The organism is Emticicia sp. (assembly GCF_049241225.1).
Classification (GTDB): Bacteria; Bacteroidota; Bacteroidia; order Cytophagales; family Spirosomataceae; genus Emticicia.
Genome location: NZ_JBMLRC010000041.1, coordinates 1 through 14835, shown reverse-complemented (window position 1 = coordinate 14835; position 14835 = coordinate 1). Strand labels below are relative to the sequence as shown.

The window sequence follows — 14835 nt, the reverse complement described above, 5'->3', positions numbered from 1 at the left end:
TTATTTTATCAATTTATCAAAAAAAAAGGTTTGCCTTTTTATACTCTTTGGATACATCCCTTGGGCTATTTTTTTATCCTTTCCCCATCTTCCATTTTGTTTATTTTGCCGAAAGGCATAGATAGTTGTTCCAATTGCTCCAACACCTGCAAAAGTGCTTGAGAGAATATTTGGAACACCAATGATTGTTAGAAATATACCCCCGAAAAGAGAGCCACCAATTCCTACCGCAGATATATATACGTATCTCCCTTTTAAACCTTTAAACTCGATTTCGTTCTCAACACCTCTATTGATTTTATGTGTTGTCATAGTTTGAATAATTTTGTTATTAGTTCAACGGCTATGGTAGTGCTTAATATTCCGAAAAACCAATAATAAAGGTTTTCTTCGATGTCTTCACCCCCATTCCATTTTCTATAAATACGGAATCCTACAACTATCGCAATTATCATTGTGATTGCTTGAATGATGCGTTTGACTGCAAAAAATATTGCGACTAACTCTGCCATTTAAGTAAGTATAGAATTTACGATTGCAAACATCAATGTTCCTAAAAAGAAGACCGAGAAGAACCACCTTATTAGTTTTTGAGGAATATCATTACCTCCATTGTTCCAGGCAACATAGATTTTATATAATCCCCAAGCTCCATAGGCAGTGCCGAGCATAATTGCAATGTTTTTAGCTGTTCGGGCATCAACCAATAGGCTATTCCCAAAGTCATTTAATGGACCAGAAATTTGTAAAATAAGGTTATTGTAAAGCATCACTACTTTTCAAGAGAGTTTGGGATAAAAAAACTAAACCAACAAATAGAATCAGATAAGCGGTGAGCCATGCCCAAAGCTTTTGCGTGGCATCATCTTCTCCATTTTGGAATTTTTTGAAGATTTGGTACGCATAAAATAATCCCATAATTGCCGACAGAGCCATTATTAGTTGTACTACCGATTTCGCTAAGGTCAAATCGGTAAATTCTTTTAGATAAGGACTTATAATGCCTTGTAGAATAGTCATCAACCAACAAATGATTGAATGACTGATGCTGCCACCATAACAAAAATAAATGCTCCAAGCCACTGAACCAATGCCTTTTGAGTATCTTGATCTCCGGCTTGCCATTTATTGAAAACTCGAATTGCTCCATAAACGCCAATTACTGCTGCAATTGCGTACATGAGTAAAGTAAGTGGTTGAAAAAATGCCCTAATTTCGGCGGTTGCTTTTTGTATTCCTGCGGTTGCTTGGGCAAATACCCAATAAGGTGAGAATGCACAGACAATTATCTGAGCCATTAATTTTTGGTATTTGGTCATGTTTGTATTAGAAATTTATATGCACGTTTCATTTTTTACTTTGCCATTTCGCCTGAATTTTGCAAGGATTTATTCAACCAAAATCTGTTTATTGAATTCTTCAAAGACATTTTTTTCCTCAAATTCCTTCTCTATTAGTGGGTCTATACTATCCTTTTCTGATAAACTAATTGGTTGATTTTCATCCGCTGTGCTAAATGAAATTTGAGCAACTGAATGCCATTCATCATTAGTTTTAAAGAATGTATCAATGACAGTTTGTTCGTCTTCTGTTAGAGTTTCATCATTATCATATTTCCTTTTTATTTCAAGAATGTCTAATGATTCTTTTTCAAAGTAATTTTCCTCAATTTCATCTTCAAAAACTATTTCATCAAAATCAGAGTCCTCTAAGTTATCCAAATCAGGTAGTTCTCCTTCAAATTGAAAACCTGATGCTGATTGAACAATTTGTCGTTCTTCAATTATTTCATTGGTTTGAAAAATGTCATCTGTTTTTGGTTCAAATAGCTGTTCTCCATTTGTCATGCTTTCAGATTTAGTTTCATCCGTTGGTGAATGGAAGAAAACCGTATCTTTATTTTTCCCAATAATGTTGATTTTCTCTATTTGCTCATTTGATTTCGAGGGCTTATTTGTTGTAGCGACTACTTTCTTTTTCTCTTTTGTTACTTCAAAAAACAGAATAATTACGATTGAAAATACTATTGATAGAACTACATAATTACTTAAAGAAATGAGCGGTTGATATAGTTTTAAAAGTAATCCAAATTTTAATAATAACATTCTCTTTGTGCTGATTATGATGCAAATATAAGCAAAATATTTTAAAAAGTATTATTCAATAATACTTTTTAAAATAAAAAACTTCTTCAACTGATAAATACGGCATTATTACACAATAAAAAATGCTTTTTTCTCCTAAAATTGTTATTTTTGGGGAATATAAAACCCGATTAATAATATCAGATGAAAGTTATATCAATAACAAACAATAAAGGAGGTACAGGTAAAACCACTACAACATTAAATTTGAGTGCAGCACTTAGCTCGGTTGGGAAGAAAGTGTTATTAATAGATTTAGATGCCCAATGTAACTTGAGTGTTGCCGCTGGAGTAAATACCACTGGAAAACATATTGGTGAGTTACTTCTGAGCGAAACGGATTTTGAAAGTGCTTTAATCAAGAAACAAAACTTTGATATAATTCCAGCAAGCAGAACCCTACTAAGTTATGAATATCGAATCAATTCAGAACCAGATAGTGGGTATTTTTTGCAAGAGCAATTGGAAGGTAAAAATTATGATTTTGTTTTAATTGATTGCCCTCCAAGTTTAGGTTCTTTAACGGTAAATGCTCTTGTGGCAAGTGATTTTTTTATTGTGCCAATGCAAGGAGAAAACTTTGCTTATGTAGGGTTAGATGAAATATTACAATTGAGTGTAAAGATTAAAAAACGGATGAATCCTAAATTGGAGTTAGGAGGTATTTTACTTAATAAATTCGATATTAGAACAAAGTTTGGTCAAATGGTACACAGTAAACTTCTTTCTAATTCCAACGTGAAATTGTATAAAACACAAATCCGACAAGATGTTTCTTTGATGGAGTGTACCGCATTTGCTCAAAGTATTTTTGAGTATGCTCCTGATTCGAGAGGGGCGAAAGATTTTGAAAGTCTTTGTAGCGAAATTTTGGAACAAGTAACTAATTAAAATCACACAAAATGGCAAAAAAGAACTTTAGTAATGATTTACTCCGTGATTTACACGCCGAGCCAATCAATCAATTGACCACGATTGACGACGAGACTACCGTAATATCAGCTTTAAGTAGTGAAGAAAAATTAAATTTGAATACCTACGAAGAAATAATCGAAAAAGGATTAAAAACCTTTATTGAAGTAGGAAATGCTCTTTTTGAAATCAAGAACAATAAACTCTATCGTGAATCTTTTACAACCTTTGAGGCATACTGCAAAGACCGCTGGCAACTAAAAAGACAACGGGCGTATGAATTAATGGGAGCGGCCGAAATAGTCAACCAATTGTCGGAAAATAATTTGTCGGAAATTTCCGACAAACCTAATTTGCTTCCTTCTAAAGAATCACATGCAAATGCTTTGGCACAAATACCTGTTACGTTACGTTTTCAAGTTTGGCGAGGAGTGGTTGAAGAAAGCCTAAATACAGGAAAAGCGATTACGGCTAAAATGATAACTGAGCAGACCGAGTTATTGGCAAATAGTGTAAAAGATACTCAAATGCCAAGTGAACCAACTGAAGAAGAAATAAAAGAAGGAATCTTAAAGAAAATGCGTTCTAAGGTTTCTAAAGCCAAATTAGATGATATAAGAGTAGAAATTAGTGGTAAATGGCTAATTAAGAATAGTTTGGTGGATGTTTGGCGAGAGATAAGACAAAATCCCAATGAAGAAATTGGTGTTGATTATCGAGTGCAAATAACATTATCACAAGCCGAAAAAATGGGGATTATTCGCAGAATTTAGAATGAATAACAATAGCCCAATACTAAATTTGTTGGGCTATTGTGATTGAAATTAATATAGGTTTATAAAAAGTAAGAATAGGAGTAAGGCAATTCCAATGGGTAAAGCCAAGCCCAAACCAAAATAAAATGCTTGCTTTTTATCAGCAAAATAAATAGATTGTGAAACAACGCTCTCTTTAATTTTATCAGTAGCTTTTTTTATCATTTCATTATTTTCTTTGCCATTTTGAACGATGAGAGATAAAAATAATGCCCCACTTTTCCCTAATTTTACTCCATATTTATCTTCAAAGTTTCGGCTTGCTTTTTCTAAAAAATCAGGCTTCATAATTTTGCAAATTCTTCTTCAATCTTAAGTTGTTCCAAAATATCATAGTTTTCAATCCCTGCTCCTTGCTGAATTAAGTTTAGAATCTGATTGCCTATATGACTTTGTGTATCTATATCGCCGAAGCATCTAAACTCCACTTGGTTTTTTAAACAATAATTTTTTGCTTCTTCCAAAATCTCTTGAAAACCATAAAAGCTATTTTCGTTGGCGTGGGTGATAATTGGAAAATGCCCCTCAAGTGTTTGAATCATACTTTTTAGGTATTCCATTGAGGCCATATAAGCAGTATTTCCAGCAACCACAATATGAAAAATAAATGTAGCATTAATTTGATTTTCAAATTTCTTTAATGCATTTGCTTTAAAGTCAATACTAAATAGTGCAGGGAGTTGCTCACTTTCGGGTGCTCCAAAATCTAAAAAATAGGTTTGAAATTCAGCAAACTCGACTATTTTTTTGATGCTGGTAAATAACCTATCTCGAATGATTTTCTTTCTATCATCCAAAAGAGAAATCTTATAGACTCGATTTTTATCTTTGAGAAATTTCAATTGATTAACCGAGGTTTGAGTAGATGAATCTAAGTCAAAGAAAGCAGCATCTTCTTTAAACTGATTTTTGAGGGCGAGTAAGTAAGTTAGAAATGACTTTCCAACTCCACCTTTTGATTGGACAATAAAATGAACTTGTTTTTTTGACATAAGTGTACGCTATGAAATGAGTTTTATGAATGAGTCGTCGGTGTTATTCTTTTCAAATGGATTTGTAAATTCTGCCTTATTTTCAGAGATGATTGTTTTAGGCAAATGCCCAGTTGCTTTTTCAATCGAAATGAGTGTTTTGAATGCTTGTAATTTAGCGGTAGGAATCCTGTATCGAATGGTTTCAATTTGTGATTTCTTAATTGCATGTCCTAAATCATCAGAAATTTTCTTCTGAACCAGAGAGCTTGTCAATGAAGAATCTATCAATTCTTGGAAATACCAATACAAAAGGTAATTCTTGGTTTTGATATTATTTTCTAATGCCCAGACTAAATAATTTCGTGTAACTACCATAATTAGAGGTCAAATATAGATGCAAATTTTATTAAAGTTGCAAACTTAAAGTATTATTCAATGATATTTATTCAGATTCAATAAATATTAAATGAAAGTTAAATCGTGGTTAAATCAATATTCAATCGTAATTAAAAAGACCTGTTTTTGCGGGAAAAATATTTGTATAAAAGAAGTTTATTGGATTGTTTAGCACCGAAATAGAAACTTCGACCAATTTTTAAAAGTAGCAAGCTATGTTTTTTGAGTCAAAAAACTACCTTGCTATTCGGTTTCCCTCATAGAAAATTAGGATTTAATATTTGTGTTATAAGATGAATGGAAAAGCTAATAATGGTGGGAGACCGAGATTGACACAAGGTAATAAAGCTGCAAGTATAATTATTCATTTGACTCACGATGAAAAGACAATGATTGTGAATAAAGCAGGTCAGTTGGCGATGAGTACAAGCGAATATTCAAGAAATTTGGTACTGGATAAACTTGAGAAGCACCCTAAATTTAGAATGTTACCAGATGTAATTAGGAAGGAGTTAAATGACCTAAAGAAGATTTCGGGCTTATTGAAACTATTAGCATTAAAAATAAAAGCAGATGATGAATTGCGTAAGAAGTTTATTGAAATGGAGAATAGTATATTTAATACAGTTCTAAATGCTGAAAAAATTGTTTTGCATGAAGTAGATAATCCTGAATACATTTCAGCTATAGAAAAAGCTATCGATAAAATTGAAGCAAATTTATCTTTAAATATAGTTGAAGGTAGGGGAGAGTTAATTTCTCTGAAAATGATTCTCATAAAATTGAAAACTCAATACACAACCTATTATAATTTGTGAGATGATTGGAAAAGCTATTACTGGTGGCAATATTAGCGGCTTACTGAATTATTGCTATTATGAAAGTACAAAATCAAAGAAAGATAAGAATGTAAGAGGAGAGTATATTTTCTCACAAAATGTTCAGGTTTTACCTTCCGACGGTCGCCTAAATTTGTCGGCTATTGCTAAACAGTTTTCAGGCATTGCACGACTAAACCAAAACTGTACACAACCATTTTGGCATCAATGTTTTTCTTTTCCCAAAGATGAAAATCCATCCAATGAAATATTAGAAAAAATCACGGTAGATTTTGCCTTAGACTTTGGCTTCTTTGAAAGACAAATGATTGCTTTTAGACATTATGACAAAGAACATCATCATTTTCATATCATTGCAAATAGACTTGATTTAGAGGCCAAAAATGCTGTAAAAACGTCGAATAATTATTATCGAATTAATACTTTTTGCAGAAAAATTGAAAACAAATACGGATTGAAAGCTGTTGAAATTGGTAGAGCAAACAAAATTGATGGCAAGGAAAATCCTATTAAAAATAAATATGCGGATGAGTTAAGAGCTTTAATTGACGCTTATCTACCTAATGCTCAATCTATAGATGAGTTCACTATAATGATGCAAAAATATGGATATCTGATTGAAAAGGGTAGGGGAATAACCTTTGTTTTACCTAAAAATAATATCAGAATCAAAGGTAGTGATTTAGGAAAAGAATACTCATTAAGTAATTTATCAAAAAGATTGAAGGGAAAATTTATTCCAAATTTTGTGAAATCATCAGAAATTATTAACCTAAGAAGAATTATTGATGTCGTTTTACCAAAGGTGGGAAATTATCAAGTGTTTAAGCAGAAACTTCAAACTCAGGGTTATTCGGTGAGACTTGTTGAGAAGGATTCAAAGAGAGATATAAAATTTGAAAAGAAGGGTCTTGGATGCAAATTTGTGTTAGGTTCAAGTTTAGGTGATGGCTATCGAATGGAAGATATTCAAAGAAGATTCAATGAAAATTCTCCAATGATAAAATACGATAATAATGAAAATACTCCACTAATCAGTGATTTATTAGAGTCAAGCCAAGCAAACTTTCAGACGGAACAAGATTTAGCAAAAATAGACCAGAGCCTCAATAATAATAAAATTAGAAAAGGGATAAATAGTAAAAAATGGGGGCTGAAGAAGAAAATTTGAAAAATGTTGCTTCAAATATCATTCAATGATACTAATGTTTCAAGAATTGATTATAATTTTGCCACCTATTTTTCACAACAAGCTTTCTTTAATGATAACCGAACCACCAATAGACATGTACCCATGCCGATTAAAAAAATCATTGCCAAATTTGAGGATAGGAACTCACGGATATGTAAAACTGATTTTGAGTAGTGATGTAATTTTGTGCAATAAAGAACAAACGACTGCTGATTTTATTTTTTCATTAAACCAAGATTTTGATGGTGTAGTTTTTCATGTGATGCTAAACGAAGTTCAATTTCTTTAGAATTAAATAAGTAGGAGGGAGGCTGGGCCTTCTTCCTACTTTTATAAATTTAAATTTTTACATTCTTACTCCAGTTTTTGGTCGAGTTTCAGTGTTATTTTTAGATAATTCTTCTACTTTATCCTCTTTATTGTTTGTTTCCATTGTTGATTCTATCTTTTTTTCTAATCTTTTTAATTCAGTTTTTAGCGTTTTTAAATCGCTTTCTTTGTTCCATTTACTACCGACAAATTCTTTTAAAATTTTAATTTCACTCTCAAAATTTATTAGTTTTTTACGGTTATCCTCAATTAATGTTGGTATTTTTTCTAATGAGTTAATAAATTGTTTCAGGGCAACTTTGGGGTTTCCAGACTGTATATGGCCATTGTTATGCCTATAACTCAATTCATCCGATTTTACAGTAAAAATATTGTCCTTGTGTCTGCCCAAATCATTGAAATATGTTTCTGTTTTGACCATGATGTCAAATCCATAGATGTTACCAATACTTACCGAATTTTCTTTTGTATCGAATGTTTTCTTTAATCGTAGTAGATATTTTCCAATTTCCTCAGGGTCTGCTGATTCAAAGGTTTTCAACGAAAATTGATTTATTCGATTTCCTTGTTCATCAAATTTTGAATTTTTATTGAGTTTTGCCAAATCCTTTTCCAAAAAACCTAATACCTTTGTCGATTTATCAAAATTGTTTGAAAGAGCATCTAATTTACTTCGATTATAGGCAATGTCTTTTAAGAAGGATTGTTTTTCGGCTTCTAAAGACCCAATTTTTTTTTCTACTTTGGTTTTTTCTAATAAATCAGTATTCCCCGATAAGATTGCAATGTATTCGTTAAAGTTCATCCCATTTTGTTCATCTAATGAACCTTCATCAATTCTTCGAGTAGCCATGTTACTGTTTTTTATTTGTGATATAAACAGCGATTTATTTTGAAGTAGGTTAAATTTGTAATTATCCAAACTTTTTTCAACAGCGTAAATATAGTTTTTTACAATATTACCGTAATGCTCTTTGGCAATCACGTTACCCTTTCGAGACCCACGACCAACCCTCTGGTCAAATTCTGAAGGCTTCCAAGGAATATCTAAATGGTGCATTGCAACAATCCTTTGTTGAACGTTTACACCTGTGCCCATAGTTTCTGTTGAACCCATTAAAATACGTATTTTACCTGAATTTACATCTTCAAAGAGCTTTTCTCGTTGTAAACTACTGGTAAACTCTTGTACGAATCTAATTTCTGATGGTTTTACTCCATATTCATCAACCAATTTTCTTTTTAATTCAGAATAGATGTTCCAATTAGCGGGTTTGTATGTGCCAATATCTGAAAATACCAATTGTGTACCTAAATGTGGATTGGTTTCTTTGTAATGTTTGAAAAGTCTTTTCGCACATTGTGAAAGTTTATTATTGGGATGGTCTTCGTATTGTTGACTTATTAATCTCATATCAACCGCCATTTTTTTTGCATAGTTTGTTGCTATCAACATTTTGGCATTTTCTTCAGCTCCTACCAACGGAGAACGCCCAAGTAAAGTAGCATCGCCAGTTTCTGAAAATTTCATTAGTTTTTGAATGAAAATTTCTTGTTGTGGGGTGGGAGGGATGCTCACCAAAATTTGTTGAGCCATCGGTCTATCAATACCTATCATTTGAGCTGTTCTATAATCAGTAATTTGATTATAAAACATTGCCAGCTCAGGTACTTTAATAAAATACCTAAATCGCTCTTTCTGAATAATTTTATTTGTAACCGAAAACTCAAAATCAGTAGTCTTTTTGGCATAGACAGATGCCCAAGCGTCGAAATTGACAATGTTTTGCTTTTCTAAAGCTCTTGGACGTAGATATTTGAAAATTAGATAAAGTTCGGTCAACGAATTAGAAATTGTTGTACCTGAAAGAAAAGTTGCACACAAGTCTTTTCCTTTTCGTTCTTGTATCGTTCGTATGGCGTAAAGTAGATTCAGCGAGCGTTGGCTTCCATCAATATTTCCCAATCCTGCCACACGATTATGACGAGTAGTGAAGGTCAGATTTTTAAAACGATGGCTTTCATCAATAAATATATGGTCGATGCCTATTGCTTGAAAGTCGGTTATATTATCTTTTTTCTGATTTATTTGATACTCAATGCTTTTTAAATTAGAACTTAGATTCTCTTTGCGTTTTTCTAAACCTTTTAAAAGTGATTTTGAAACTTCTTTGCCTTGACTTCTCAAAACATCTAAATCTAATTCTAAATTGCGTAATTCCTCGCCTAAAATTTGCTTTTGAATGAGTGGAGATTGCGGAATTTTACCAAATTGGTCATGAGTAAGGATTATACAATCCCATGAGTTATTCTTTATGTCATTAAATAATTTTATTCTGTTTTCAGGTGTGAAGTCTTGTTGTCCAGGGTGGAGCAGTTTGGCATCAGGATATGCAGAACGAAAAGTCTCTGCTATTTGGTGAACATTGGCTTTCAAACCAATAATAAGTGGTTTGTTGGCAAGTCCTAATCGCTTCATTTCATAAGCAGTAACACACATAATCAATGTTTTGCCCGAACCTACTTCATGGTCGGCGACCCCACCTTCATTCTGCAACAACATCCAAACCGCATCTTTTTGTGATTTATAGAGGTCTGTTATACCCAAATTCCGATAATTTAAATCTGTAAATTTCTGGTGAGAACCATCATATTTAGGCTTAATATTGCAATTAAATTTTTGATTATAAAGTTCTGATAAATTATTCTTGAATTGGTCATCTTGTCTAGTCAGCCACTCGATAAAAGACTCTCTAATAGCATCAATTTTACTGTTTGCCAGTCGAATCGCTTCATTATCTTTTACTTTTATTTCCTTACCATCGACAGATATGTTCTTAGTAATCTCGGGACTTGTATTTAAAAGTGCATAGTTCATCAATGAAATACCGTCGTACAATCGACTTTGACTTTGCACGGCAAACTGTGAGCTGATTAGTGCATTAGAACTATCGTAAGGACTCTTTACAGAAAATTCGTCAGATGAAGATGAATAATTGACAACAATACGAGTATTGAAAAGATTTGTCGCATATTCGGAATATATTTTTGTAGGAATCCATCGCTCACCAAAATTGAAATCCAATAATTCAAAAGGAATTTTAGTTGGTTGATTTTCCTCTAAGAATAAGATAGAATCTCTGATAAACTGACTACTGGGTAATGATTCGGATAAATTTTTAAATGTCTGAAGCTTTGCGATAATATCACCAGACAAAAATTTGTCTTTGATTTCAAAATTCTTATCAATGGGGTTATAGAATATTTTGTTTTGGAGGTCATTGATAAGTTGTTCTTTGCTTTTTTTTGAAATGCTTGACATGTATTCAAGATTCACATTTCCCAATTTATTAAGAGAAGCAATCAGGGCTTCATCTGCGTTGAAGTTTTCAATTTGTACTTTAGAGAAAGAAACGGGTTCTGTAAAAATGTCAGCTTTTATGAATTCACCATTTTTTGCACGTTCAAGTGTTAAAATTTCTTTGCCATGAAAATCCGTTAATATCAGCCCTACATTTTCTTCGGCGTTTAGATTGCCAAATTTTTCATAAAATTCATTGTATAATTCATTCAGATTATTTCTTAGTTGATGGTTCTCTTCCGAATACTCCTTTTCGTAATCAAATAGATTGAGATATATATCCCTTATAAGAAGGTAATTTTTTACTTTATTTTGCTCTAATTTTGAATAATCGACTGGTAAAAAATTAGCCGTATTGTTTGAAAAATCAATGCTTGTAATTTTTCCGACCTTGTCATTTTGTTCTACGACAGTGCCGATTCGATAATGATTTTTTAATGGCTGAGTAAAAGGAATTGATTGATTGTATAATTCTGAAAACAAATCATTTTGTATGAAAATGGGTGTTTTTACTTTACTATTCTGGAAGTTCTCTAACTTAAAATGTTCACTAAAATCTCGTTTCAGTATAGTGGTCATTTTGTCTGCTATCCCAGAAACGCCCTCTTCATGATGATAAATTATTGCAGGTTTTCCATATTGGTCGGTATCTATTTTTTGTTTTGTAAAAATGATATTGTCATTTTTAGTATAATAATCATTACCTACTATTTCTCCATCTCTAATATTTCTGACAAAACTTCTTTCTTTGTCCGTCAATGTTGTTTTTAGTGTGTTCTTTTGTAGAATTATCAAATCACTTCCAACACTTGTTCCTGCATTTTCACTAAACAGGTTGTGTGGAAAACGAACGGCAGAAACTAAATCGCTTTTTCGCATTAAATATTGCCTAATTGGGTCGTTAGTAGGGGAGTTCATTACCCCGTTTGATGTAATGAATGCGATAACTCCACCTTCTTGTGTTACATCAATTGTCTTGTAGAAAAAATAATTGTGAATAGCTTTACAAGAAATTCTTTTAGTTTTATCATTCATAAAGCTTGCATCCCAAACATTCAAATCTCCAAAAGGAATATTTGATGAGACAATTTCAAAATGATTGGTATATCTTGAGCTAATTTCTTCAAAACCTTGATTCCTTACTTGATTTTTTCCATAAAGAGCAGATAATATCAAACCAGCTAATAAATCTTTTTCAAACATCAAACTATCTTGATGTTTCAATCCTGCATCAATAAATGATTGTTGAAATTGACCAATACCTGCGGAAGGGTCGAGAAATTTTGATGATTGTAGGCCTGTATCCTTTAACGCTTTACCAATTTCTAAAGTAATAGGGGGGGGAGTATAAAAACTGGTCAGTACACTCGCTTTTAGGCTGTTATAATATTCTTGGAATTGTGTTTCTCCAACATTTTCATAAATAATTTGGTAAAACTGTTGGAGTAATGGTCGTAATTCAATATCAACTTGTGTTTTCCATGCACTATCATCCAAAATTGGGTTTAGTATTGCTTTTATTCCACCGAATCCAGCGTAGGATTGGAGTAATTGAATCTGTTCAGAAGTTGGATTTTGATTATTTTTATTTAGTTGAAAAGCCAATTCAACTGCTTTAATATTTTGAAGAAGTGTGTTTTTTTGATTAAAAGCCATTTGAAAGGATTAGGTTGTCTATTTGGGTTATTAGTTCATGCTTTATTTGCATGTAGGGTATTTCAGCGTTAGTTTTTAATTCATGATACATGGGTAGAAGTTGTTTTATTAAAGCGTTCAGTTCTTTTCCTCCGCTCATAGTTTTATTTAAGTCTGATAAGCTTTTTTCAATTAAATCTCTCAGAAATATTTCTTCTTCCGACATCAAATCTTCAAATAATATTTCTTGAGCGATTTCTTGAGCAGCCAATACGTCAATACCTTTTCTTCTTTGTAGTTCAAATTCTTTTTCAGCTAATTGAACTCGTTTTTGGATAAATTTTAAAAGTTCTTCTTCAGGATTATTATCAATAATAATTGGCCTGACTCTATCTAAATACTCAAATAGTGTTAAATAAAAATAATTTTGATTCATATTTATTTTAATTAATATATTATTGAAACTGCAATTTATGCAAAAGAATCTTTTACTCAATTTTTCGGACCTTGAAAATTATAAACTTATATCTACTCTAATGATTATAGCCTATTTTCGATTGCTTATAATTTTTCCAATACTTGAATTTGGATGTGTTACTTGGTGTTATATTTGGCGGAATGTATTTGTTTTATATTAGATTCCGCCAAATATAATTTGTATGTTAAGTTTGTGTTTGTATATTTACACAATAAAATATATCGGAATGATTATTGGTAGAATAGGAGAGCAGAAAGAGATGAATCATCTTTTGGAATCACAAAATGCTGGTTTATTGATGGTTACAGGCAGAAGAAGGGTAGGGAAGACCTTTTTAATTAATAATGTTTATGTAGAAAATTTTGTTTTTAAATTTACAGGAACACAGCACGCCAATAGGGCTAATCAACTGAAAAAGTTTGCTGAAAAACTATCAGATTTTTCAAAAGAACCAATAGATGCTTTTCAGCCTAAAAATTGGCATGAAGCATTCTCATTATTAAAGAAATATTTATTGGGGCTACGTAAGACAAAGAAAAAGAAAGTCTTATTTTTTGATGAATTTCCGTGGATAGACCATAAGAAGTCAGGGTTTTTAGAGGAGTTTGGTTATTGGTGGAATGATTGGGCATCGACACAAAACTTATTAGTGGTAATTAGTGGCTCGGCAACTTCATGGATGGTCAGAAAGATAATTCAGCATCGAGGTGGGTTACATAATCGTGTCACACAAAGGATACATCTCGAACCGTTTACTCTTTCTGAGACAAGGACATTTATTAAGACTATCAATAAAGGTATTTCTGACTATGATATACTGCAAATTTATATGTGTGTGGGGGGAGTGCCTTTATACTTAAGCCAGTTAAAAGCTGGTGAGTCGGCAGCACAAGCTATTCATAGAATTTGTTTTTCCAAAACAGGTTTACTTCGCACCGAGTTTGATGATGTATATGCGTCATTATTTGATAATTACCAAAACCATGTTGCAGTAATCAGAGCTTTAGCACAAAAATGGAGCGGGCTTACTCGAACTGAAATTGCTCAAATTAGTAAACTTGCAGATGGAGGAAGTCTAAATCGAATATTAGAAGATTTGGAAGAAAGTTCTTTCATAATGAAAATTCAACCTTTGTTCAATCAGAAAAAAGATATGATTTATCGTTTAGCTGATGAATACAGTCGTTTTTACTTACATTTTATTGATGGGAAAAAGTATGGAACTATTGAAGATTGGCTAAAGTTTCAGACGACTTCAAGTATTTATCAGACATGGCAGGGGTATGCTTTTGAAACCATTTGTATAAAACATGCAGAAGCAATCAAAAAGTGTTTGGGTATTTCTGGAATACAAACATATGTCAATAGTTTTTATAAAAAAGGAGATGATAAAACACAAGGATTTCAGATAGATATGCTCATAAGTAGAGCAGACAATGCGATAAATCTATGCGAAATAAAGTTTTATAATGGAACGATAAGATTCATTGAAAAATTAGCGAACAATCTACGAGAAAAACGAAGTTTATTCAAAGAGTTGAGTGGTACAAAATATAGTGTTTTTATTACGATGATTACTACATTTGGAATAGACAAAAGTTCTTATAATAGTTCTGAAATTGATAACGAAATTACAATAAATTGTCTATTTGAATAGGCAATTTAAATTGCTTATTATTTAACATAATATAAGTTATATAACAAAACATATGCTACTAAAATGACTTGACATATATCTTATAAATATATGATAATCAAG

At 32.0% G+C, this 14835-nt stretch carries 16 protein-coding genes; 5 read left to right on the top strand and 11 right to left on the bottom strand.

Annotated elements, in window-relative coordinates; all coding sequences use genetic code 11:
• The 6 genes from ACOVO2_RS02570 to ACOVO2_RS02545 form a co-directional block, all read right to left on the bottom strand.
• Positions 1 to 312, bottom strand: a complete 312-nt coding sequence (locus ACOVO2_RS02570; protein ID WP_421768471.1) for a DUF4133 domain-containing protein — start codon at positions 310 to 312, stop codon at positions 1 to 3.
• A complete protein-coding gene (locus tag ACOVO2_RS02565; RefSeq protein ID WP_421768470.1) occupies positions 309 to 512 on the bottom strand; it encodes a DUF4134 family protein in 204 nt (67 codons plus the stop codon). The genes ACOVO2_RS02570 and ACOVO2_RS02565 overlap by 4 nt, the downstream gene beginning before the upstream one ends.
• Positions 513 to 770 carry a hypothetical protein gene (locus ACOVO2_RS02560; protein ID WP_421768469.1) on the bottom strand — a complete coding sequence of 86 codons (258 nt, stop codon included), beginning with the start codon at positions 768 to 770 and terminating at the stop codon, positions 513 to 515. It abuts the gene before it with no gap.
• Positions 757 to 1020, bottom strand: a complete 264-nt coding sequence (locus tag ACOVO2_RS02555) for a DUF4134 family protein (protein ID WP_421768468.1) — start codon at positions 1018 to 1020, stop codon at positions 757 to 759. Before ACOVO2_RS02555 ends, ACOVO2_RS02560 begins: the two co-directional genes overlap by 14 nt.
• Positions 1020 to 1319, bottom strand: coding sequence for a DUF4134 domain-containing protein (locus tag ACOVO2_RS02550; RefSeq protein ID WP_305951665.1), 300 nt, complete (start codon positions 1317 to 1319; stop codon positions 1020 to 1022). The genes ACOVO2_RS02555 and ACOVO2_RS02550 overlap by 1 nt, the downstream gene beginning before the upstream one ends.
• Before the next feature lie 69 nt (positions 1320 to 1388).
• On the bottom strand, positions 1389 to 2105 hold the full coding sequence (locus tag ACOVO2_RS02545; protein ID WP_421768467.1) for a hypothetical protein: 717 nt from the start codon (positions 2103 to 2105) through the stop codon (positions 1389 to 1391).
• Between the two features lie 183 nt (positions 2106 to 2288).
• On the opposite strand from ACOVO2_RS02545, the gene ACOVO2_RS02540 reads away from it, so the two are divergent.
• Entirely contained in the window at positions 2289 to 3035 is a 747-nt protein-coding gene (locus ACOVO2_RS02540; protein ID WP_421768466.1) for a ParA family protein, read from the top strand.
• A gap of 11 nt (positions 3036 to 3046) precedes the next feature.
• Complete coding sequence (locus tag ACOVO2_RS02535) at positions 3047 to 3829, top strand: hypothetical protein (protein ID WP_421768465.1); 783 nt, start codon at positions 3047 to 3049, stop codon at positions 3827 to 3829.
• 51 nt (positions 3830 to 3880) lie between these two features.
• Here ACOVO2_RS02535 and ACOVO2_RS02530 read toward each other — a convergent pair whose 3' ends face one another.
• Genes ACOVO2_RS02530 through ACOVO2_RS02520 form a run of 3 tightly spaced genes read right to left on the bottom strand, consistent with a single transcriptional unit; the run spans position 3881 to position 5220 of the window.
• A complete protein-coding gene (locus ACOVO2_RS02530) occupies positions 3881 to 4159 on the bottom strand; it encodes a hypothetical protein (RefSeq protein ID WP_421768464.1) in 279 nt (92 codons plus the stop codon).
• Positions 4156 to 4863, bottom strand: coding sequence for a hypothetical protein (locus tag ACOVO2_RS02525; RefSeq protein ID WP_421768463.1), 708 nt, complete (start codon positions 4861 to 4863; stop codon positions 4156 to 4158). The genes ACOVO2_RS02530 and ACOVO2_RS02525 overlap by 4 nt, the downstream gene beginning before the upstream one ends.
• A 9-nt stretch (positions 4864 to 4872) precedes the next feature.
• Positions 4873 to 5220 (bottom strand): hypothetical protein, encoded by a 348-nt coding sequence (locus ACOVO2_RS02520; RefSeq protein ID WP_421768462.1) that lies wholly within the window; start codon positions 5218 to 5220, stop codon positions 4873 to 4875.
• Between the two features lie 314 nt (positions 5221 to 5534).
• Between ACOVO2_RS02520 and ACOVO2_RS02515 the strand changes: the two genes are divergently transcribed.
• The gene (locus tag ACOVO2_RS02515) at positions 5535 to 6059 is read left to right on the top strand and encodes a plasmid mobilization protein (RefSeq protein ID WP_421768461.1); all 525 of its coding nucleotides are present in this window, start codon (positions 5535 to 5537) and stop codon (positions 6057 to 6059) included.
• A 1-nt stretch (position 6060) separates the two neighbouring features.
• A complete protein-coding gene (locus ACOVO2_RS02510) occupies positions 6061 to 7251 on the top strand; it encodes a relaxase/mobilization nuclease domain-containing protein (protein WP_421768460.1) in 1191 nt (396 codons plus the stop codon).
• 367 nt (positions 7252 to 7618) lie between these two features.
• Here ACOVO2_RS02510 and ACOVO2_RS02505 read toward each other — a convergent pair whose 3' ends face one another.
• Entirely contained in the window at positions 7619 to 12619 is a 5001-nt protein-coding gene (locus ACOVO2_RS02505; protein ID WP_421768459.1) for a helicase-related protein, read from the bottom strand.
• Entirely contained in the window at positions 12609 to 13034 is a 426-nt protein-coding gene (locus tag ACOVO2_RS02500) for a DUF1896 family protein (protein WP_421768458.1), read from the bottom strand. The genes ACOVO2_RS02505 and ACOVO2_RS02500 overlap by 11 nt, the downstream gene beginning before the upstream one ends.
• A 268-nt stretch (positions 13035 to 13302) precedes the next feature.
• On the opposite strand from ACOVO2_RS02500, the gene ACOVO2_RS02495 reads away from it, so the two are divergent.
• Positions 13303 to 14733, top strand: coding sequence for an AAA family ATPase (locus tag ACOVO2_RS02495; protein WP_421768457.1), 1431 nt, complete (start codon positions 13303 to 13305; stop codon positions 14731 to 14733).
• Positions 14734 to 14835: the final 102 nt, after the last annotated feature.

What these genes read in the sequence shown, in the direction of transcription:
- ACOVO2_RS02570 (WP_421768471.1), bottom strand. Translation starts at nt 312, where the DNA reads ATGACAACACATAAAATCAATAGAGGTGTTGAGAACGAAATCGAGTTT.
- ACOVO2_RS02565 (WP_421768470.1), bottom strand. Translation starts at nt 512, where the DNA reads ATGGCAGAGTTAGTCGCAATATTTTTTGCAGTCAAACGCATCATTCAA.
- ACOVO2_RS02560 (WP_421768469.1), bottom strand. Translation starts at nt 770, where the DNA reads ATGCTTTACAATAACCTTATTTTACAAATTTCTGGTCCATTAAATGAC.
- ACOVO2_RS02555 (WP_421768468.1), bottom strand. Translation starts at nt 1,020, where the DNA reads ATGACTATTCTACAAGGCATTATAAGTCCTTATCTAAAAGAATTTACC.
- ACOVO2_RS02550 (WP_305951665.1), bottom strand. Translation starts at nt 1,319, where the DNA reads ATGACCAAATACCAAAAATTAATGGCTCAGATAATTGTCTGTGCATTC.
- ACOVO2_RS02545 (WP_421768467.1), bottom strand. Translation starts at nt 2,105, where the DNA reads ATGTTATTATTAAAATTTGGATTACTTTTAAAACTATATCAACCGCTC.
- ACOVO2_RS02540 (WP_421768466.1), top strand. Translation starts at nt 2,289, where the DNA reads ATGAAAGTTATATCAATAACAAACAATAAAGGAGGTACAGGTAAAACC.
- ACOVO2_RS02535 (WP_421768465.1), top strand. Translation starts at nt 3,047, where the DNA reads ATGGCAAAAAAGAACTTTAGTAATGATTTACTCCGTGATTTACACGCC.
- ACOVO2_RS02530 (WP_421768464.1), bottom strand. Translation starts at nt 4,159, where the DNA reads ATGAAGCCTGATTTTTTAGAAAAAGCAAGCCGAAACTTTGAAGATAAA.
- ACOVO2_RS02525 (WP_421768463.1), bottom strand. Translation starts at nt 4,863, where the DNA reads ATGTCAAAAAAACAAGTTCATTTTATTGTCCAATCAAAAGGTGGAGTT.
- ACOVO2_RS02520 (WP_421768462.1), bottom strand. Translation starts at nt 5,220, where the DNA reads ATGGTAGTTACACGAAATTATTTAGTCTGGGCATTAGAAAATAATATC.
- ACOVO2_RS02515 (WP_421768461.1), top strand. Translation starts at nt 5,535, where the DNA reads ATGAATGGAAAAGCTAATAATGGTGGGAGACCGAGATTGACACAAGGT.
- ACOVO2_RS02510 (WP_421768460.1), top strand. Translation starts at nt 6,061, where the DNA reads ATGATTGGAAAAGCTATTACTGGTGGCAATATTAGCGGCTTACTGAAT.
- ACOVO2_RS02505 (WP_421768459.1), bottom strand. Translation starts at nt 12,619, where the DNA reads ATGGCTTTTAATCAAAAAAACACACTTCTTCAAAATATTAAAGCAGTT.
- ACOVO2_RS02500 (WP_421768458.1), bottom strand. Translation starts at nt 13,034, where the DNA reads ATGAATCAAAATTATTTTTATTTAACACTATTTGAGTATTTAGATAGA.
- ACOVO2_RS02495 (WP_421768457.1), top strand. Translation starts at nt 13,303, where the DNA reads ATGATTATTGGTAGAATAGGAGAGCAGAAAGAGATGAATCATCTTTTG.